The 18,713-nt window shown below is 72.5% G+C and carries 12 protein-coding genes; 7 read left to right on the forward strand and 5 right to left on the reverse strand.

Annotation, left to right across the window (positions count from 1 at the left end):
* The first annotated feature begins 352 nt into the window (after positions 1-352).
* On the forward strand, positions 353-973 hold the full coding sequence (locus ABZ815_RS41335; protein WP_357706872.1) for a hypothetical protein: 621 nt from the start codon (positions 353-355) through the stop codon (positions 971-973).
* 73 nt (positions 974-1,046) lie between these two features.
* Here the strand turns inward: ABZ815_RS41335 and ABZ815_RS41340 are convergent, their stop codons facing one another.
* Both ABZ815_RS41340 and ABZ815_RS41345 read right to left on the reverse strand, forming a co-directional pair.
* Positions 1,047-4,238, reverse strand: a complete 3,192-nt coding sequence (locus tag ABZ815_RS41340; RefSeq protein ID WP_357706873.1) for an AAA family ATPase — start codon at positions 4,236-4,238, stop codon at positions 1,047-1,049.
* 48 nt (positions 4,239-4,286) lie between these two features.
* Entirely contained in the window at positions 4,287-5,483 is a 1,197-nt protein-coding gene (locus ABZ815_RS41345) for a cytochrome P450 (protein WP_357706874.1), read from the reverse strand.
* Positions 5,484-5,624: 141 nt separating this feature from the next.
* Here ABZ815_RS41345 and ABZ815_RS41350 point away from each other — a divergent pair, with 141 nt between their 5' ends.
* Genes ABZ815_RS41350 through ABZ815_RS41360 form a run of 3 tightly spaced genes read left to right on the forward strand, consistent with a single transcriptional unit; the run spans position 5,625 to position 8,915 of the window.
* Complete coding sequence (locus tag ABZ815_RS41350) at positions 5,625-7,142, forward strand: FAD-dependent monooxygenase (RefSeq protein ID WP_357706875.1); 1,518 nt, start codon at positions 5,625-5,627, stop codon at positions 7,140-7,142.
* Positions 7,143-7,161: 19 nt separating this feature from the next.
* The gene (locus ABZ815_RS41355; protein ID WP_357706876.1) at positions 7,162-8,115 is read left to right on the forward strand and encodes an NAD(P)-dependent oxidoreductase; all 954 of its coding nucleotides are present in this window, start codon (positions 7,162-7,164) and stop codon (positions 8,113-8,115) included.
* Positions 8,116-8,165: 50 nt separating this feature from the next.
* Positions 8,166-8,915 carry a sulfite exporter TauE/SafE family protein gene (locus ABZ815_RS41360; protein ID WP_357706877.1) on the forward strand — a complete coding sequence of 250 codons (750 nt, stop codon included), beginning with the start codon at positions 8,166-8,168 and terminating at the stop codon, positions 8,913-8,915.
* Positions 8,916-8,929: 14 nt separating this feature from the next.
* On the opposite strand, the gene ABZ815_RS41365 is transcribed toward ABZ815_RS41360, so the two are convergent.
* A complete protein-coding gene (locus tag ABZ815_RS41365; RefSeq protein ID WP_357706879.1) occupies positions 8,930-9,649 on the reverse strand; it encodes a hypothetical protein in 720 nt (239 codons plus the stop codon).
* Positions 9,650-9,847: 198 nt separating this feature from the next.
* Here ABZ815_RS41365 and ABZ815_RS41370 point away from each other — a divergent pair, with 198 nt between their 5' ends.
* Complete coding sequence (locus ABZ815_RS41370) at positions 9,848-11,407, forward strand: cellulase family glycosylhydrolase (protein WP_357706881.1); 1,560 nt, start codon at positions 9,848-9,850, stop codon at positions 11,405-11,407.
* A gap of 88 nt (positions 11,408-11,495) precedes the next feature.
* On the opposite strand, the gene ABZ815_RS41375 is transcribed toward ABZ815_RS41370, so the two are convergent.
* Complete coding sequence (locus ABZ815_RS41375) at positions 11,496-12,074, reverse strand: TetR family transcriptional regulator (protein WP_357706883.1); 579 nt, start codon at positions 12,072-12,074, stop codon at positions 11,496-11,498.
* Positions 12,075-12,217: 143 nt separating this feature from the next.
* Between ABZ815_RS41375 and ABZ815_RS41380 the strand changes: the two genes are divergently transcribed.
* A complete protein-coding gene (locus ABZ815_RS41380) occupies positions 12,218-13,747 on the forward strand; it encodes an MDR family MFS transporter (RefSeq protein ID WP_357706887.1) in 1,530 nt (509 codons plus the stop codon).
* Between the two features lie 162 nt (positions 13,748-13,909).
* Positions 13,910-16,813 (forward strand): AAA family ATPase, encoded by a 2,904-nt coding sequence (locus tag ABZ815_RS41385; protein ID WP_357706884.1) that lies wholly within the window; start codon positions 13,910-13,912, stop codon positions 16,811-16,813.
* Here ABZ815_RS41385 and ABZ815_RS41390 read toward each other — a convergent pair.
* The coding region (locus ABZ815_RS41390) for a M28 family peptidase (RefSeq protein ID WP_357706886.1) at positions 16,810-18,713 on the reverse strand (1,904 nt) is incomplete at its 5' end. The genes ABZ815_RS41385 and ABZ815_RS41390 overlap by 4 nt on opposite strands.

Below are 18,713 nucleotides of genomic sequence, written 5' to 3' on the forward strand. Positions count from 1 at the left end.
TCCCGATGGCGGAAAGCCTCCTGGAGGAGGACTCTGGGGCGGATACCCGTGCGGAGGCGGGCCTGGCGGCCGGTAGCCACCCGGCGGTGGCCCCTGCGGCGGCCCGTACGGGTACGACATGGCGACTCCAACGAGGATGACCGGACGTACCCGCACATCGGTGCCGCCTGGCGGGTTCGTTACAAGCCGTGCTGCTATGAGCGCTGGTCGTCAACGCGGGCTCCGCAAGAGTCACCCTGCTACGTCTTCACAGCTCGCGTCGCCGATTCGGAGAGCCTTCGTACGCGCTGTGCACCGTTCCGCGGAATCACGCGTCCAACCGCGTCCGTACCCTTCTGCTCAGGAGTCCCAGATGCGTTTACATTCCCGCGTTGTCCTCGGCCTTATCGCGCTTGCCGGAGCGCTCCTCGTCTCACCGGTCCCCGCGCAGGCGGCCACTGCGCATTCGGGTGTCCTTCGAGGCGAAGGTGACGACGTCGTCCGCATCCCTGTCACGTCCAGGCCCAGCGTCGTGAAGCTGACCCACCAAGGCGAAAGCAACTTCGCCGTATGGACACTGACGACGAGCGGCAAGCAGGTGGATCTCCTCGCGAACGTCATCGGCGACTACAAGGGCACGGTCGCGTTCAACGTCAGCGGCCTTCACAAGATCCAGTCGATGAGCGTGAACGCCGACGGCCCTTGGACCCTGCAGGTCCTTCCGCTCGCCAAGGCTCGCCACTGGCCGATCAACGCGCAAGGAACGGGTTCGGACGTGCTGCGGCTCACCACGGCCAGCAAGGGGCTGCGTCGCCTGGCGCTTCGTCACGACGGGGAGTCCAACTTCGCGGTGTGGGCGCTCGACAATCGCGGCCAATACACCGACCTGCTCGTCAACAAGATCGGCACGTACAGGGGACGTGTCGCCCTTCCTCCTGGCACCCGATATGCCGCCATCACGGCGGACGGCACTTGGAGCATCACTCGCAACTAGGTAGCCCAAGACTCTGCACCGTGGGGCAACGGGCCCCGACCCGACATCCTGCTTGGCCGGCCCGTCGTAGGCGTCACAGGCGCCAGGTGATGGGGGTGGTGGGCTGGTAGCGGCAGGTGGCGCCGGTGGAGATGGTGGCGCGGAGGTGGGTGGCGAGTTCGGGGTGGGTGTGGGTGAGTTTGCGGAGGGTGTCGCGGATTCTGGCGGTCACCGTCTTGCGGGCGCGTTCGGCTTCGTCGCCCAGGCGGCGGGAGCGGCCGCCCAGCCCGGCGGCCGTGCGGAGCTCCTCCAGCAGGGCCGCTCGTTCGCGGTCGTACTCGGCCGCCCGGTCGTCGTCGCCGCGTTCGGCCGCCCGGTCGATCTCGTCGTCGAGGACGGACAGGCGGCGGCGGTAGCCGGCCTTGGCCTCCTCGTCGAGTACCGCGTCGCCGCCCATCCCGCGGGCGGCCAGCACGAGGTCGCCGCCCTCCGGGGCGAGCAGGTGCACGGCGGGGATGTCGGCGCCTGGATGGCCGAGCAGGTTGTGCAGGTCGCGCAGGCCCTTGGCGTCGGGCATATGGGCCAGCCGCCCGGCGAACCCGAGGGTCCAGACCTCGCCGTCCTTCCGGAAGTCGCCCGTGGGCGGGCCGAGGCCCTCGTCCGGTTCGGGGGCCTCGGGAGGCGCGGGACGGTCGTCGGCGACGGGCCGGGGGACGTCGGGCGCGGGCAGCGCCGGGAGGGTGTCGAGGACGTGGTGCATGCCGAGCTCGGCCGCCTCCCGACGGACCTCCTCCAGCAGGGGACGGGCCCGGCCCGGGTCGCCGCCGCCCAGGAGGGCTTCGGCCAGGCGGGCGCGGGCCAGGACCGACCACGGGCGGGCCCGCATGCGGTCGGCCGACCGGTAGGCCCGGGTGAACCCCTCGGCCGCCTCCTCCCACCGCTCCTCGGCCAGGTCGAGCACGGCGATCCACAGGTCGTAGGGCCCGCTGATGTCCCACCCGTAGTAGGACACCGCCCACCGCCCCCGGTACGGCAGCAGCGCGGCCCGCGCCCCGGCGGCCAGTTCCCGGTCGCGGGTGGCGGCGGCCAGCTCAGCCTGGAAACGCAGCCACAGCGGCTCGGTCATGCGCCCGACCGCCGCGCCGGCCAGGTGGTGGCGCAGCGCGGTGCCGACGTCGCCGGCCTGCAGGGCGGTCAGCGCCTCCAGCAGGGCGCGGTCGGGATGGCGGCCGGCCCTGAGCCTGCGCAGGGTGTCTTCCTGCTCCTCCACCCTGCCCTGGAGCCAGAGCATCGCCCAGCGGTGGTGGTCGAGCATGACGTCGAAGTCGTGGCTCTTGTCGTCGAGGGAGAGCCCTGTCATCAGCGACTCGGCCTCGGCGAAGCGGCCCGCGAGCGCGGCGACGATGCTGGCGTCGACGGACGTGGTGACGTTGAGGTGGGCGTCGTCGGTGCTGCGGCCCTTGGCCGCGTAGTCGTGGAACTGGGCGAGGTAGCGGGGGTCGCCCTCCTCGATCATGGCGACCCAGCGCAGGGCGCCGGCGTAGTGTTCGAGCTCCCGGTCGGAGGTGCGCCGGGCGACGGCGAGCAGCTCGTCGGTCAGGGCCACGCGCTCGCCCGCCGTGCCGGGGCCCCAGATGATGTCGTGGTGGGCCCACAGGCTGAAGGCCAGGACGTCGTCGTCGCCTCCCTGGCGGGCCTGGGCGGCGAGGTGGAAGACCAGGTCGAGGGCCAGGCGGTCGTCGGGGACCGGCTCGCCGACGAGGCCGGCGTGGGCCCGGCGCAGCCGGTCGAGCGAGGCGTCGTGGCCGTAGTGGGAGCGGAAGACCAGCGCGACGCGGGCGGTCAGCTCGGGGTCGCCGAGGCCGGTGGCAAGGGCGCCGGCCTCCTCGAACAGGGCGCGGGCCTCGTCGCGCTCGCCGCGGTGGTGCAGCTCTCTGCCGAGGTCGAGGCAGCTCAGCACGCGCCGGCGCGGCCCGGCCGCGGCGCTCACCTCGTGGGCGCGGCGCAGGTGGCCGAGCTCCTCCTCACCGGCGAGCCGGCTGCGGGCGGCGCGGGCGGCGGCCTTGAGGAGGTCGATCGCCCGCTCGGGGTCGAGGCGGTCGCCCGCCAGGTAGGCGTGCCTGGCCAGGTCGCTCGGCAACATCCGGCGGGCCAGGTCGGGGGTGCCGTCGAGGGCGCGGACGGTCGCCGCGTGCAGGTCGCGGACGTCGGCGACGGCGTCGTAGAGGGTCTCGCGGACCAGGTCGTGGGCGAAGGCGAACCGGCCGCCGCCCTTGGTCACCATCAGCTTGGCGATCACGGCCAGGTCGAGGAGGCGGTCGACATGTGCGACGGGGGCGGCCACGGCGGCGGCCAGCACCTGGCGGTGGAACTCGCGCCCGAGCACGGCCGCGGCGGGCAGCAGCTCCGACACCGGACGCGGCAGCAGGGACAGGCGGCGCAGCAACGCGTCGCGGACGCCCGGCGCGACGGCGGTGGCCGAACCGCCGCTGCGCCACAGCCTGGCGGTCTGCTCGACGAAGAACGGGTTTCCGCCCGTGCGCACGTGGACCTCGGCCACCAGGTCGGCGGGCGGGTCGTGACCGGCGGTGCGGGCCATGAGCGCGCCCACCCCGGCCTGGTCGAGGCCGGTGAGCGTGATGGAGGTGGCCTTGGCGACGAGCGGGGACAGCAGGTCGCGCAGCGGGTGGTCGACCGGCTCGACCTCGGCGTCGCGGTAGGTGCCGATGAGGAGCAGGCGCTCGAACCAGGTCTGCCGGGCGGCGAACTCCAGGAGCCTGAGCGAGGCGGGGTCGGCGGCGTGGAGGTCGTCGATGACGATCACGAGCGGGTGGTGCTGCGAGAGCGCCACCAGGGCGGTGGTGACCGCGTCGTAGATCTGGAACGCGGAGGCGGGGTCGGTGTCGGCGGCGGTGACGTCGATGTGCGGCTGGGCGAGCGCCGCCGCCTCGCCGAGGAGGGCGGCCAGGCTGCCCCCGGCCGCCTGCTCGGCCTCGGCCCATTCCTGGGGGGCGGCCGCGCGGCGCAGGGCGCGGATGACCTGGACCCAGGGCCAGTAGCCGGGGGCGCTGCCGGAGTCCCAGCAGGCGCCGCCGACCACGAGGGCGCCCCTGCGCCTGGCCTCGGCGGCGGCGCTGGTGACGAGCGTGGTCTTGCCGATGCCGGCCTCGCCGGTGACGAGGACCAGGCCGCCGTGGCTGTCGATCACCCGCGAGACCTCGGCACGCAGCAGCGCGGCGGGGTGGTCCCTGCCGATCAGCTCGTGTGGCCTGGCTTCGGTTGGCATGACACCCGCACGTTATCCGCCGCCACCGACAAAATCGCGTGGACGCCGCTACCAGGCGACCTCCAGCGCGGTCAGGCCGTACACGACGTTGAAGGAGCGGAACTCCGGCGTGGCCTCGGTCGGGCGCAGGCCGGGGAAGCGCTCGAAGAGCGCGGGGAAGGCGATCTTCATCTCCATGCGGGCGAGCGGCGCGCCCAGGCAGTGGTGGACGCCGTGGCCGAAGGCGACGTGGCCGGGGGCGCCGCGGGTGATGTCGAGGGTGTCGGGGTCGGCGATGAAGGCGGGGTCGCGGTTGGCGGCGGGCAGCGAGCACAGGATCATCTCACCCGCGCCGATGGTCCGGCCGCCCAGCTCGACCTCCCTGGACGTGAACTTGATCGTGCCGGAGTGGACGATGCTGAGCCAGCGCAGCAGTTCCTCGACCGTCGCGTCGATGCGCTCGGGCTCCTTGCGCAGCAGGGCTAGCTGGCCGGGGTTGCGCAGCAGGGCGAGCGTGCCGAGCGAGAGCATGTTGGAGGTCGTCTCGTGCCCGGCGAGCAGCAGCAGGTTGCCGATGCCGACGAGCTCGCTGGTGGTCAGGTCGTCGCCGTGCTCGCGGATGAGCATGCCGAGCAGGTCCTCGCCGGGGTCGGTGCGCATGCGGGTGACCAGGTCGCGCATGTACGCCCGCGACTCGAAGTTCGCCGCCACCCGCTCCTCGACCGGCAGCGACAGGTCCAGCATGCGCCCGGAGCGCCGCTGGAAGTCGGCCCGGTCCTCGTACGGGACGCCGAGCAGCTCGCAGATCACCAGGGACGGGATCGGCAGCGCGAACGACGACACCAGGTCGGCCGGGGAGCCTGTGGCCTCCATGGCGTCGAGGTGCTCGTTCACGATGTCCCTGATGCGGGGTTCCAGCCGCTTCATCCGGCGGATCGTGAACTCGGGCGTCAACATCCTGCGCAGCCGGGTGTGCTCGGGCGGGTCCTGGCCGAGCAGGTTGCCCGCGCGCAGTTCGGCGAGCTGTTCCTCGCTCAGCTCGGGCGCTCCCGGCATGCGGGCGGCGCCCTGCCTGGCGAGCTTGAAACGTTCGGCGTCGCCGAGGACCTCGCGGACGTCGGCGTACCGGGTCACCACCCACGCCTCCAGGCCGAGGAGGGCGTCGATGCGCTTGATCCGTTCCTGGTCGCGCACCTCGCCCAGCTCGGGGGCCGGATCGAACTCCACCCGCCGCATGTGCAGCGGCACCGCCGAGGACTCAGTCATGCAACGACCGTAACAAGTCCGGCGGCCGTCCTCTAGATCGTTTCCGTTCGGTGATCCGGCCGGCGGTTTCGGCCCGAGCTTGACGTGGGACGCGCGGCGCTTGGAGTATGCCGCTGATCACCGTGACGAATGGGAGCTAGTGTGCGCCAGACCGACATACCGGTACTGATCGCCGGAGGCGGGCCCGTAGGACTGGCGACGGCCGTGGAGCTGGCCCATCACGGGGTGCGCAGCATGGTCGTCGAACCGCGCGAGAGCGTGTCGTGGCTGCGTCCGCGCGCCAAGACCACGTCGGCGCGGTCGATGGAGCTGCTGCGCAGGTGGGGGCTGGCCGGGACGTTGCGCGCCCGTTCGCCGCTCGCGGTCTCCTGGTCGGACGAGGCGGTGTTCACGACCGGCCTGCTCGGCCGCGAGATCACCAGGATCGGCGGCTGCTTCGGACTCGACCTGACCGGCTCCGACCTGGCCGCCGAACCGGGCCAGCAGGTCGCGCAGCCGATCGTTGAGGAGGTGCTGCGCGAGGCCGCCGGTGACGCGCTGCTCACCGGCTGGCGGTTGACCGGCCTGCGCGAGGACGCCGACGGCGTCACCGCCGACCTGGCCTCCGCCGACGGCGACACCCGTCAGGTACGCGCCGCGTACGTCGTCGGCTGCGACGGCGCCCGCAGCGTGACGCGCGCCGCCATCGGCGCCCGCTACGAGGGCAGGCAGGACGCCAGGCCCAACTTCAACGTCGTCTTCCGCGCGCCCGGCCTGGCCGACCTGGTCCCCCACGGCCCCGCCGTGCACTACTGGGTGCTGAACCCGGCCCAGCCCGGCATGCTCGGCCGGCTCGACCTGGAGGACCTGTGGTGGTGCATCGCCCAGGGCGTCCCGGCCGAGGGCACCGACCCCGTACGCCTGGTGCGCAACCTGGTCGGGGCCGACGTCGAGGTCGAGATCCTGGCCACCGACCCGTGGACCGCGCGCATGCTGCTGGCCGACCGGTACGCCGGCGACCGGGTGTTCCTGGCGGGCGACGCCGCGCACCAGAACCCGCCCTACGGCGGCCACGGCTTCAACACCGGCATCGGGGACGCGGTCAACCTCGGCTGGAAGCTGGCCGCCGTACTGAACGGATGGGCGCCCGCCACCCTGCTGACCAGCTACGAGGCCGAACGGCGGCCGATCGCGGCGGACACGATCGAGTCCGCCGCCGCCAACATGGCCACGCTCGCGCCCGAACTGGCCGATCCCGCGCTGATGGGCTCGGAGGCGGAGTTCGCGCGGGTGCGCCCGGCCGTCGCGGAGGCGGTGCGGCGGACCAAGGACAACGAGTTCCACAGCCTGGACCTGGTGCTGGGGTACACGTACGCGGGGTCGCCGGTGGTGGCGGACGGGTGCGGCGAGCGGCTGCCGCACCGGTGGCTCGCTCCCGGCGAGTCGCTCTACGACCGGCTCGGGCCCGGGTTCAGCCTGGTGGGCGACCTGTCGTCGCCGGAGGCGAAGGTGCTGGTGGAGCGGGCGGCCGAGCTGGGCGTGCCGCTGCGGGAGGTGGACCTGCCGGACGCGGCGGGCACGCTCGCGCTCGTACGTCCCGACCAGCACGTGGCCTGGCGCCCGTCGTCCGGCCGGGACGCGGCCCACGCCCTGGACCTGGCGATCGGGCGTACGGGGTGAGCCGGTCTAGGGTGGGCGCATGCGTGTAGTGGTGATCGGGGCGAGCGGGCACATCGGCACCTACCTGGTCCCGCGGCTGGTGGACGCGGGGCACGACGTGGTCGCGGTCAGCCGGGGCAGGCGGGGGCCGTACACGCCGCACGGCGCGTGGGAGCGGGTCGCCACCGTGGTCGCCGACCGGGAGAGCGAGGAGGCCGAGGGCACGTTCGGACGGCGGATCGCCGAGCTGGAGGCCGACGTCGTCATCGACCTCATCTGCTTCACCGAGGCGAGCGCCCGGCACCTGGCCGGCGCGCTGGCCGGGCGGGTCCGGCAGTTCCTGCACTGCGGGACGATCTGGGTGCACGGCCCGAGCACCCGCGTCCCGACGACCGAAGACCGCCCGAAGCGTCCCATCGGCGAGTACGGCCGGCAGAAGGCCGCCATCGAGGCGTACCTGCTCGACCTGGCCGCGCGGGAGGGGTTCCCGGCCACGGTCGTCCATCCCGGGCACATCACCGGCCCCGGCTGGATCCCGGTCAACCCGGCCGGCAACCTCGATCCGGCCGTGTTCCAGGCGCTGGCCGACGGCGCGGAGGTGCGGCTGCCCAACCTGGGCATGGAGACCGTGCAGCACGTCCACGCCGACGACGTCGCCCGGCTGTTCGTGGACGCGCTGAACAACCCGGCCGCCGCCAGGGGCGAGAGCTTCCACTCGGTGGCCGTGACCGCGCTGACGCTGCGCGGCTACGCCGAGGCGGTGGCGGGCTGGTTCGGCAGGGAGGCGCGGCTGTCGTACCTGCCGTGGGAGCAGTGGCGGGAGACCGTGCCGGAGCGGGACGCCCGCGTCACCCACGACCACATCGCGCACAGCCCCCACTGCAGCATGGAGAAGGCCGGACGCCTGCTCGGCCACCGTCCCCGTCACACGTCGCTGGAGGCGGTCGCGGAGGCGGTCGACTGGCTGGTGGCGGCGGGCACCCTCACCCGCTGACCCCACCTGACCAGCGAGCGCACCGGACCCACGCACTAGAGTCACCCGCCATGACACCTTGGGAGATGGCCGCGGTCTTCGCGGCCGGCATCGGAGCAGGGGGCATCAACGCCGTCGTCGGTTCCGGGTCGCTGATCACGTTCCCGACGCTGCTGGCCGTCGGCCTGCCGCCGATCACCGCCAACGTCTCGAACAACATCGGCCTGGTGCCCGGCGGCGTGACCGGCGTCCTCGGCTACCGCACCGAGCTCCAGGGTCAGCGCGGCCGGCTGCTCCGTCTGGCCTCGGCCTCCGCGCTGGGTTCGCTGATCGGCGGGCTGCTGCTGCTCAACCTGCCCGAGCGCACGTTCACGGGTGTCGTCACGGTGCTGATCGGGCTGTCCTGCGTGCTGGTCCTGGCCCAGCCCAGGATCAGCCGGATGCTGGCCAGCCGTCCGCGGCAGGCGCACGGCGGGCCCTGGTTGTGGCTGGGCGTGCTGGCCGCCGGGGCGTACGGCGGCTACTTCGGGGCGGCCCAGGGCGTGCTGCTCATCGGCCTGCTCGGCATCTTCCTCGACGAGGAGCTCCAGCGCGTCAACGCCGCCAAGAACGTGCTCTCGCTCGTGGTCAACGCCACGGCCGCCGTCCTCTACACGCTGGTCGCCGACGTCGACTGGTGGGCCGTGCTGCTGGTGGCGCTCGGCTCGACGGTCGGCGGGTTCCTCGGCGCGCGGGTGGGACGCAGGCTGCCCGCGCCGGTGCTGCGCGGCGCGGTCGTCTGCATCGGGGTCGTGGCGATCGTCAAGCTCCTGACCGCCTAGCCGGCGTAGCGGAGTCAGCCCGCCATCCCAACGAAGAACGCCACCGGGACCAGCGCGAGGGTGAGGGCGAGCGCCCACCAGCGGGGCGCGGGGCCCGTCCGCAGCACCGCGACGCCCATGGGCACGAGCGCGACGGCGAGCCCGGCCAGGGCGGCCAGCGCGATCGGGTCGCTGCTGCCCTTGAGCACGCCGAGCGGCAGCCCGGCCGCCAGCGCCAGCGCGACGCATCTGGCCACGCCGACCGGCCCGGCCCCGAAGGCCCTGGCACGGAACGCGCCGACGGCCAGCACGAGCCAGCCGCCCATGATGCAGACGTTGACCGCCTTGAACACGTGGAAGGCCCCGTAGGTGCCGGCGACGACCCGCTGGGCCGCGTCCGGGCCGAGCGCGTCCACCAGCTGGAAGGCCAGATGGCTCACCCCTGCGTGGAACACCCTGCCGAACAGCCCCAGCACCGCCAGCGTCACGCCCCACCTGGCCAGGGCCGGGTGGGCGGCGCCGATCACCCGGCCGAGCGCGGTCACCGCGGGCCACAGCAGCACGGCGCCCGCGGCGTACAGGCTGTAGGAGAGCACCATGCGGCCCGGGTCGGCGGCGTAGGCGGCGAGCTGGCCGGGGAAGAAGTCGTCGGCGCCGAGCCGGAGCAGGACCCCGGCGAGGAGCAGCGCCGGGCCGAGCACCAGCCCGGTCCCCTCCGCCCAGCGCCCGGGGACCGTGATGTGCGTGATCGTCATGACCACCATCCAAGTGACGGACGCGTCCGGGCACATTGGGGCGGCCGCGAGGACCCGTACTCCACCTGGCACTACCCCGGCATGAAAGTTTCAGACGTTCTCGCAGGTCAGGACGGCTGGTGGGCGTCCTCGCATTGACGGGCCCGAACGCTGCGGCCCAGCATGACGCCGCGTTCCCCTCCTGGAAAGGGCACCCCGATGCAGACCTCGAAGGCGGCACTGACCGCCCTGGCCACGGTGGTGGCCGGAGCGGCTGTCGCCGTCGCGCTGACCACCACCCCGGCGGGCGCGGCGACCGGCACAGGGACCGGCTACCTGCACACCAGCGGCAACAAGATCCTCGACAGCACCGGGGCGACCGTCCGGCTGACCGGGATCAACTGGTTCGGCATGGAGACCGACAACAAGACCTTCCACGGCCTGTGGTCGAGCAACCCCTGGAAGAGCCAGATCGACAAGATGGCCTCGCTGGGTTATAACACGCTGCGGGTGCCGTACTCGAACGACGCGCTCAAGCCGGGGGCCGTCGCCACCGGGATCAACGACTACGTCAACCCCGACCTGGTCGGCCTGTCCCCCATGCAGATCCTGGACAAGGTCGTGGACTACGCGGGCGTCAAGGGCATGCGGATCATCCTCGACCGCCACCGCCCGACCGCGGCCGGTCAGTCCCCGCTCTGGTACGTCAGCGCCGCGCCCGAGAGCACCTGGATCAACGACTGGAAGACCCTGGCCCAGCACTACGCGAACAACCCCACGGTCATCGGCGCCGACCTGCACAACGAGCCGCACGCCGAGGGCACCAACCCCGCCGCGACCGGCGCCTGCTGGGGCTGCGGCGACCAGGCCCGCGACTGGCGCCTGGCGGCCGAACGGGCGGGCAACGCGGTCCTGGGCGTCAACCCCAACTGGCTGATCTTCGTCGAGGGCGTGAGCTGCCCGAGCGGCGGCCTGTCGAACGTCTGGGACAACGATCCCAGCAACGACGAGGACTGCGGCTGGTGGGGCGGCAACCTGTCGAAGGCCGGCCAGTACCCGGTACGGCTCAACGTGGCGAACCGCCTGGTCTACTCCCCGCACGAGTACGCGACCTCGGTCTACCACCAGACCTGGTTCGACGCCCCCGACTACCCCGCCAACATGCCCGCCATCTGGGACAAGTACTGGGGATACCTGTACAGGCAGAACATCGCGCCGATCATGATGGGCGAGTTCGGCACCACGCTGGCCTCGAACGTCGACAAGGTCTGGCTCCAGGAGCTCATGAAGTACACCGGGACCGGGGTGAACGGCATGTCGTTCACGTACTGGTCGTGGAACCCGAACTCGGGCGACACCGGCGGCATCGCCAATGACGACTGGACCACGATCAACCAGGCCAAGCAGGACATCCTGCAGCCGTACCTGATCCCGCCGGCCGGGGGCGGGAGCAACCCGACCACGTCGCCGACGGTGAACCCGCCGGGCCAGTGCACGGTCGCCTACAAGCAGACCAACGCCTGGCAGGGCGGCTTCCAGGGCGAGGTGACGGTGAAGAACACCGGCACGTCCCCGATCGGCAACTGGACCGCGACCTGGACGCTGCCCTCGGGGGTCACCCTGAACAACGCCTGGAACGCGGTGGTGACGGTGTCGGGCACGACCTGGACCGCCAAGGGGCCCGACTGGGCGAGGAACCTGGCGCCCGGGGCGTCGGTGGCGATCGGCTTCACCGCCAACGGCCCGGCGGCCACCCCCGCGAACACCGCCTGCTCCTGACCTCCCGCCGACCTCCCGCCCGCGTTCCCCCGCCCGGGGACGCGGGCGGGCGCGTGTAACCCGGAGGCCCAGGAAGGGGGCGGCTCGGTCAGGTGAAGGGCCGGGACATCTCGTCGAGCATCTCGGCCATGACCTGCCGCAACGAGCGCGACTGGCGCTCGTCCACCCACAGGTGCGACCCGAGACGCAGGGCCGTGAGGAACCCGGCCGCCACGACCCGGGGACGCACCGGGCTCTCCCGCTCGGAGATCGCCTCGGCCAGGTCGCGCTCCAGCGCCGCGTGGTTGGCGAGCTGCCGGGCGAGCAGCGACGGGTGCTGCTTGGCCAGGCGGGCGCGTACGGCCCACTCCCGCGCCGGCTCGCCCACCTCGTCGAACACGTCGTCGATCGCGCCGCGCAGCGCCTGCCAGGCGGTCCGGCCGGCCGGCTGGGCGCGCACCTTCTCGACCAGATCGCGGATGCGCTGCTCCTCGCCGTAGAGGACGGCGTCCTCCTTGCCGGCGAAGTAGTTGGAGAACGTGCGGCGCGAGATGTTGGCGGCGTCGGCGATGGTCTCGACGGTGACGGCGTCGAGGCCGTGCTCGCCGACCAGCCGCAGGGCCGCCTCGTGCACGGCCTGCCGCGTCTCGGCCTTCTTGCGCTCGCGCAGCCCGCCGGTGCTGTCCATGATGCGCCAAGCCTACCGTTCGGGAATATATGCTCAGCGGGCAAACTTTCCCATTGGGCATTGTTTTAACTTAGAGGAGGCCGCGCGTGAGCGCACCGACCGTCCCGGCCGCGCCGCCGGGTCAGATGAGCCATCGGCAGATCATGGAGGCCCTGAGCGGGCTGCTGCTCGTCCTGTTCGTGGCGATGATCAGCGGCACGATCGTGTCGGTCGCGCTGCCGCAGATCATCGGCGCGCTGAACGGCACGCAGTCGCAGTACACGTGGGTGATCACCGCGTCGCTGCTGGCGTCCACGGCCTCCACCCCGATCTGGGGCAAGCTGGCCGACCTGTTCAGCAAGAAGCTCCTGTTGCAGATCTCCATCGTGATCTTCATGGTCAGCTCGGTGGCCTGCGGCTTCGCCCAGGACACCGCCCAGCTCATCGCCTTCCGCGCCCTCCAGGGCCTGGGCATGGGCGCGTTGCAGGTCCTGGTCCAGGTGATCATCGCGGCGATGATCAGCCCGAAGGACCGGGGCAAGTACAACGGCTACCTCGGCGGCGTCATGGCCGTCGCGACCGTGGCCGGGCCGCTGCTCGGCGGCCTGATCGCGGACACCTCCTGGCTCGGCTGGCGCTGGTGCTTCTTCGTCGCGGCGCCGTTCACCGTGATCGCCTTCTTCCTGCTGCAGAAGACCCTGCGGGTGACCCACGTGCGCCGCGAGGGCGTCAAGGTCGACTACGTCGGCGCCACGCTGATCGCGCTCGGCGTCAGCGTGCTGCTCATCTGGGTGACCTTCGTCGGCAACTCCTTCGACTGGCTGTCCTGGCAGACCGCCGCGATGGTGCTCGGCGGCGTCGCCGTCCTGGCGATCGCGACCTGGGTGGAGACCGCGGTCAAGGAGCCGGTCGTGCCGCTGCACGTCATCCGCCGCCGTACCCCGGCGCTGGCCATCCTGGCGAGCCTCGCGGTGGGCATGGCGATGTTCGGCGGCTCGGTCTTCCTCGGCCAGTACTTCCAGATCGGCCGCGGCTACAGCCCGACCGAGGCGGGCCTGCTGACGATCCCGATGATGCTCGGCGTGCTGCTGTCCTCGGCGATCTCCGGGCGCATGGTGTCGAGGAGCGGGAACGTCAAGCCGTACATCGTGACCGGGTCGATCGTGCTGACCGTCGGGTTCCTGGTGTTGTCCCTGATGGACCACGAGACCTCGCTCGTGCTCATCGCCGGCGCGATGGTGCTGGTCGGCGCGGGCGTCGGCATGTCGATGCAGAACCTCGTCCTCGCGATCCAGAACACCGTGCCGCTGCGGGAACTGGGCGCGGCCAGCGGGGCCGTGACGTTCTTCCGCTCGCTGGGCGGCACGGTGGGCGTGTCGGTGCTCGGCGCGGTGCTGGCCAACCGGGTCGCGACGGGCATCGCCGAAGGGCTGGCCAAGGCGGGCATCGACCCGGCCAAGGCGGCCGCGGGCGGCAAGAGCACGCTGAACATCGCGGCGCTGCCGGAGCCGTTCAAGGGCATCGTCCGGGCCGCGTACGGGGACGCCACCGGGCACATCTTCCTGATCTCGGCGGGCATCGCCGTGGTCGGCGTGATCGCCACCCTGTTCCTCAAGCCGACCAAGCTCCGCGACAGCGTGGACCTGGCCGAACCCGCCCCGGCGAGCGACGGCAAGACCCCCGTCGCCCCCTGAGACGCCGCCCGCGCGGGTCAGGGCGGTGGAGGGCGCCGGGACCACCGGCGCCACCAAGGGCATGTCATTTGACCGGAAAACAGAGGGTTGACCCGCGATGACCTGTGATGGATAACAGTATTCCGACAGGGGGAGTAAACCTGCACTGTTACGGAGACCCCGATGACAAGCCTGGCTTCTCCTGGGTTGATCGGGCGTGACGTTCAGTTACGCTCACTCACCGACGCCATCACCGGCCCTCCGGCCGTCATCCTCGTGCAGGGTGAGGCGGGCATCGGAAAAACCCGGCTGGTCCGAGCCGCGCTCGACCAGTTGCCCGACGGCGAACGCACCGTCCTGATCGGCCATTGCCACCAGATCCGCGAGCCGTTCCCGTACGGCCCGGTGTTCGACGCCCTGCGGCACGTCGCGGGGGCGCTGCCGGAGACCGGCACGCTCAACCCGGTCACCGGCGCCCTGCGCGGATACCTGCCGGAACTGGCCGGGCATCTGCCGCCGGCGCCGTCCCCGCCGCCCCTGGACGACCCCCGCGCCGAGCGCCACCGCCTGTTCCGCGCGGTGCACGCCCTGCTGGCCGCGGCGGGCCCCGCGGTGCTGGTGATCGAGGATCTCCACTGGGCCGACGACGGCACCCGTGACCTGCTGCGCTTCCTCACCGACCAGCCGCCGGCGGGGCTCGCGCTGGTGGTGACGTTCCGCCGGGAGGGGCTGCCGGTGCCGGGGCTGCCGTTCGGGCGCGCGTACCGGCGTCCGCCGGGGGTGCGCAGCGAGGTGATCTCGCTGTCGCCGCTCGACGTCGAAGGGGTGCGCAGCCTGACCGGGGCGTTGCTCGGCCGTTCGACGCTGACCTCCGAGTTCGTCACGAAGCTGCGCGACCGCACGGCGGGGGTGCCGTTCGTGATCGAGGAGGTGGTGCGCTCGTTGCTCGACGACGAGGGCCAGTTACTCGGCGGCGAGGAGGAGCCTGAGGTCCTGGAGCGCATGGCCGTCCCGCTGCTGCTGCGCGAGGCGATGGCCGAACAGCTCACCGGGCTCTCACCGGCCGCGCTGCACGCCGTGCACGCCGCCGCCGTGCTCGGGCTGCCCGCCGACGAGCAGCTCATCGCCGCCGTCTCCGGCCACCCGCTGGGCGACGGGCTGAGCCAGGCGCTGAAGGCCGGCGTCCTGCTCGAACAGCACGACGGCCAGTACGGCTTCCGCCACGCCCTCGCCCAGCAGGCCGTCTACGACGCGATCCCCGGCCCCGACCGGCGGCTCACCCACCAGCGGGCGGTGAGCGCCCTGTCGGCCCTCTCCCCGCCGCCGCTCGTCCAGCTCGCCTACCACGCTCGGCGCGCGGGCGACTTCGAGTCCTGGCAGCGGCACGGCCCGGCGGCGGCCGACCACGCCGCCGCCATGGGCGACATCCCGCTCGCCGTCGAGGTGCTGGCCGGCATGCTGGCCGACCCGAAGCTCCCGCACGACGCCCGCGGCCCGCTCGCGCTGCGGCTCAGCAGGGTGGCCGCGATCGGGCTGTCCTACCGGCGGGTGGTGCGCTCGCTGCGCCACCTGCTGGCCGAGGACTTCCTGTCCCGGCACGTACGCGGCGAGGCCCGGCTCAACCTGGGCGTGCTGCTGTCCAACCAGGCCGGCGTGGTCGCCGCGGGCCGCCAGGAGATCCTGCTCGCCCTCCCCGACCTGCACGACCGGCCGAGCCTGGCCGCGCGCGGACTGGCGCTGCTGGCGATGCCCGCCTGGGGCGACGAGCCGCTGGCCGCCCACGAGGAGTGGATGAACCAGGCGGAGAAGCTGCTGGCCACCGTCGAGCACCAGGATCCCGAGCTGACCGCCGCCGTGCACGCCAACAAGATCAGCCTGGCCATGATGCTGGGCTCGGCGGACGCCTTCGACCTGGCCGCGACGCTGCCCGCGAACGACCCGTCGACGGCGGTGCGCAGGCAGGTCGCCCGCGGTTACGCCAACCTGTTCGACGCGGCCATCGCGCTCGGCCACTACGCGACGGCCGAGCGCTTCGCCGACCAGAGCAGGCGCATCGCCGAGGAGACGGGCGCGCAGTACCCGGTGTTCCTGGTGGAGATGTCCTCGATCCGGCTCGCCCTGCTGACCGGCCGCTGGGAGGGCCTGCGGGAGCGGGCGGTCGCGGCGGTCGAGATGACGGCCGAGGCGCCGCTGCTGGCCGTGGACGCCCGGCTGGCGCTGGGCGTGCTGGCCCTGGCCAGGGGCGAGTGGGAGGAGGCCGCCGAGCACCTGATGGCGACGGGGGTCAACGACCTGGAGTCGGGGTTCCTGCCGGTCGCCGCCGTGGCCTCGGGCGGCCTGATCGAGCTGCACCTGACCCGCGACTGCCCGCACGAGGCGCTGGCCGAGGCCGAACGGGGGGTGGCCAGGCTGCGGCGCAAGGGCATGTGGGTGTGGGGCGACCAGCTCGTGCCGCCGGCCGTGGCCGCGCTGCTGAAGGCCGGACGGGCGGAGGAGGCGGAGGAGCTGGTGGCCGAGTTCGCGGCGGGCATCGAGGGCCGGGACGCCCCCTCCGCGCACGCCGGCCTCGAGGCGGCGACCGGCTCGCTGGCCCTGGACCGGGGCGCGTACGAGGAGGCGGCCCGGTGTTTCGCCAGGGCGCGGGCGGCGTACGAGGCGATGCCCAGGCCGTACAGCGTGGCCAGGACGGCCGAGTCCGAGGCGGCGGCCCGGCTGGCGACGGGCGACCGGGCCCGCGCCGCGGACCTGATCGCGGACGCCTGCGAACGGTACGCCGGCCTCGGCGCGACCCACGACGCCGCCCGCTGCCGCCACCTGCTGCGCGAGATCGGGCCGGGCAGCGCGCCGCGCAGGGGCAGGAAGGGCCGCAGCGGGGTGTTGTCGCCCCGCGAGGCCGAGGTGGCCCGGCTGGTCGCGCTTGGCCGGACGAACAGGGAGATCGCCGAGGTGCTGTTCCTGTCGCGGCGGACGGTGGACACGCACGTCGCGCGGGTGCTGCAGAAGCTCGGCGTACGAACCCGCAACGACGTGAAGGAGCCCCGGCCGGATGACCGGCCGGGGCCCCCTGCCCCTGAGTTCGACGGTTAGACCGTGATGCTCCAGGAGTCCAGGAAACCGGTGTCACCGAGGTAGACGTCCTCGATGTCGAGGGTCCAGGTGCCGGCCGCCTGCTGGCTGACCGGGACCGAGAAGGTCCTGGTGCCGTACTGCGTGCAGGTGGTGCCGCCGTAGGCGTCGACCACGTACCAGGTGCCGTTCGGGCCGCGGAGCCAGATGTCGAGGTCCTCGGCGCAGGTGTGGCTGATCGTGATGGACACCTTGACCGGGGAGGCCGCGGTGCCCGACGCCGTGGACGTGATCGAGCTCTGGGTGTTGGCGTAGTCGCTGATCTGGTAGTCGGTGTCGTTGGTGAACGTCCGGCCGCCCGAGGTGCCCTGGACGGTCAGCGTGTACGTCGTGGTGTGGTTGATCGTCTCGCCCGTGCCGGTCACGGTGATCGGGTAGGCGCCCGCCGGGGTGGTGGGCGAGGTCGCGATCGACAGGCTGGACGAGCCGCCCGACGTGATGCTGGCCGGGTTGAACGAGGCCGTGGCGCCGGTCGGCAGGCCGCTCGCGGACAGGTTCACCGTCTGGGCGGTCCCGTTCGTGGTGGTCGAGCCGATCGTCGTGGTGGCGGTGGAGCCGGCCTGCACCGTGCCCGAGCCGGGGTTGGCGGAGAGCGAGAAGTCACGCGGCTGGGTGGTGCCGCCGACCGCCTGCTTCCAGATGGCGTACGCCGCGGCGTCGGCCGCCCGGTCGAGAACGGTGTCGTTGATGTTGGAGGTGGTGTCGCAGGAGGAGTGGTAGCAGGAGTCGTAGGCCCTGTTGGCCGTGCCGCCCCACTTGGTCGCCTGCGCCGAGGTCTTGATGGCGCTCGCGCCCGCCGCCACGCCCGAGCTGGCGATGCCGGCGTTGCGGAAGGAGGCGTCGTCGGAGCGGTTGGCGCCCTCGGTGTTCTCCTCCGGCTGCAGGTTCAGCTTGTCGTAGAACTCCTTCAGGTAGGACGCGCCCGTGGTGGTGATGTTGTTGATGAAGTAACCACCGTTGGGCGAGCCGACCATGTCGTAGTTGTAGTAGACCTTGATCTTCGAGCGGTCGGCCGAGCTCAGCGAGGCGACGTACGCCTCGGAGCCGTTGAGGCCCTGCTCCTCGTCGGTCCACCAGCCGAACCGCACGTGCTTGGTGAGCGTGGGGTTCTTCTGGGCCAGGGTCAGCGCGACCTCAAGCAGAGTGGACGAGCCGGAGCCGTTGTCGTTGATGCCCGGTCCCGCGGACACGCTGTCCAGGTGGGCGCCGGACATGATGACCTGGTTGGCGTCGCCGCCGGGCCAGTCGGCGATCAGGTTCGGGCCCGCGCCGCTGGTGCAGTAGGAGACGCTGCAGGTCTGGCGGGTCACGGTGTACCCGGCCGCCTGGAGCTTCTGCTCGACGTAGGAGACCGACTGGAGGTAGCCCTGGCCGGTGGACCTGCGGTTGCCGCCGTTCGCGGTGGCGATGCTCTGGAGCTGCGCCAGGTGCGTCTTGATGTTGGTGACACTGACGTCAGGCGGGTCCTGGCCGCCGGGGCCGCCGCCGCCGACCGTCAGGGTGTACGTCGCGGTGTGCGTGGTCGAGCCGGTGCCCGTGATGGTGATCGGGTAGGTGCCCTGCGCGGTGGACGCGCCGACCGACAGCGTCAGCGTCGAGGAGTTGCCGGAGGTCACCGACGCCGGGTTGAAGCTGGCGGTGGTGCCGCTGGGCAGGCCGGAGGCGGTCAGGGTGACCGTCTGGGCGCTGCCCGAGGTGGTCTGGGTGTTGACCGTGGTGGAGGCGGTCCCGCCCGGCTGGGCGCTGCCGGAGGAGGAGCTGAGTGTCAGCGAGAAGTCGGGGCCGGCGGTGCCGCAGGCCGGTTCGCCGGAGGCCGCGGTGACGCTCACCGCGCTCCAGGCCGCCTTGGTGCTGTTGCACT

Origin of the sequence: Nonomuraea sp. NPDC047529 (genome assembly GCF_040642995.1) — a bacterium.
GTDB lineage: Bacteria > Actinomycetota > Actinomycetes > Streptosporangiales > Streptosporangiaceae > Nonomuraea.

Coding starts and splice junctions, on each gene's coding strand:
- ABZ815_RS41335 (WP_357706872.1), top strand. CDS start 353: ATGCGTTTACATTCCCGCGTTGTCCTCGGCCTTATCGCGCTTGCCGGA.
- ABZ815_RS41340 (WP_357706873.1), bottom strand. CDS start 4,238: ATGCCAACCGAAGCCAGGCCACACGAGCTGATCGGCAGGGACCACCCC.
- ABZ815_RS41345 (WP_357706874.1), bottom strand. CDS start 5,483: ATGACTGAGTCCTCGGCGGTGCCGCTGCACATGCGGCGGGTGGAGTTC.
- ABZ815_RS41355 (WP_357706876.1), top strand. CDS start 7,162: ATGCGTGTAGTGGTGATCGGGGCGAGCGGGCACATCGGCACCTACCTG.
- ABZ815_RS41360 (WP_357706877.1), top strand. CDS start 8,166: ATGACACCTTGGGAGATGGCCGCGGTCTTCGCGGCCGGCATCGGAGCA.
- ABZ815_RS41365 (WP_357706879.1), bottom strand. CDS start 9,649: ATGACGATCACGCACATCACGGTCCCCGGGCGCTGGGCGGAGGGGACC.
- ABZ815_RS41370 (WP_357706881.1), top strand. CDS start 9,848: ATGCAGACCTCGAAGGCGGCACTGACCGCCCTGGCCACGGTGGTGGCC.
- ABZ815_RS41375 (WP_357706883.1), bottom strand. CDS start 12,074: ATGGACAGCACCGGCGGGCTGCGCGAGCGCAAGAAGGCCGAGACGCGG.
- ABZ815_RS41380 (WP_357706887.1), top strand. CDS start 12,218: ATGGAGGCCCTGAGCGGGCTGCTGCTCGTCCTGTTCGTGGCGATGATC.
- ABZ815_RS41385 (WP_357706884.1), top strand. CDS start 13,910: ATGACAAGCCTGGCTTCTCCTGGGTTGATCGGGCGTGACGTTCAGTTA.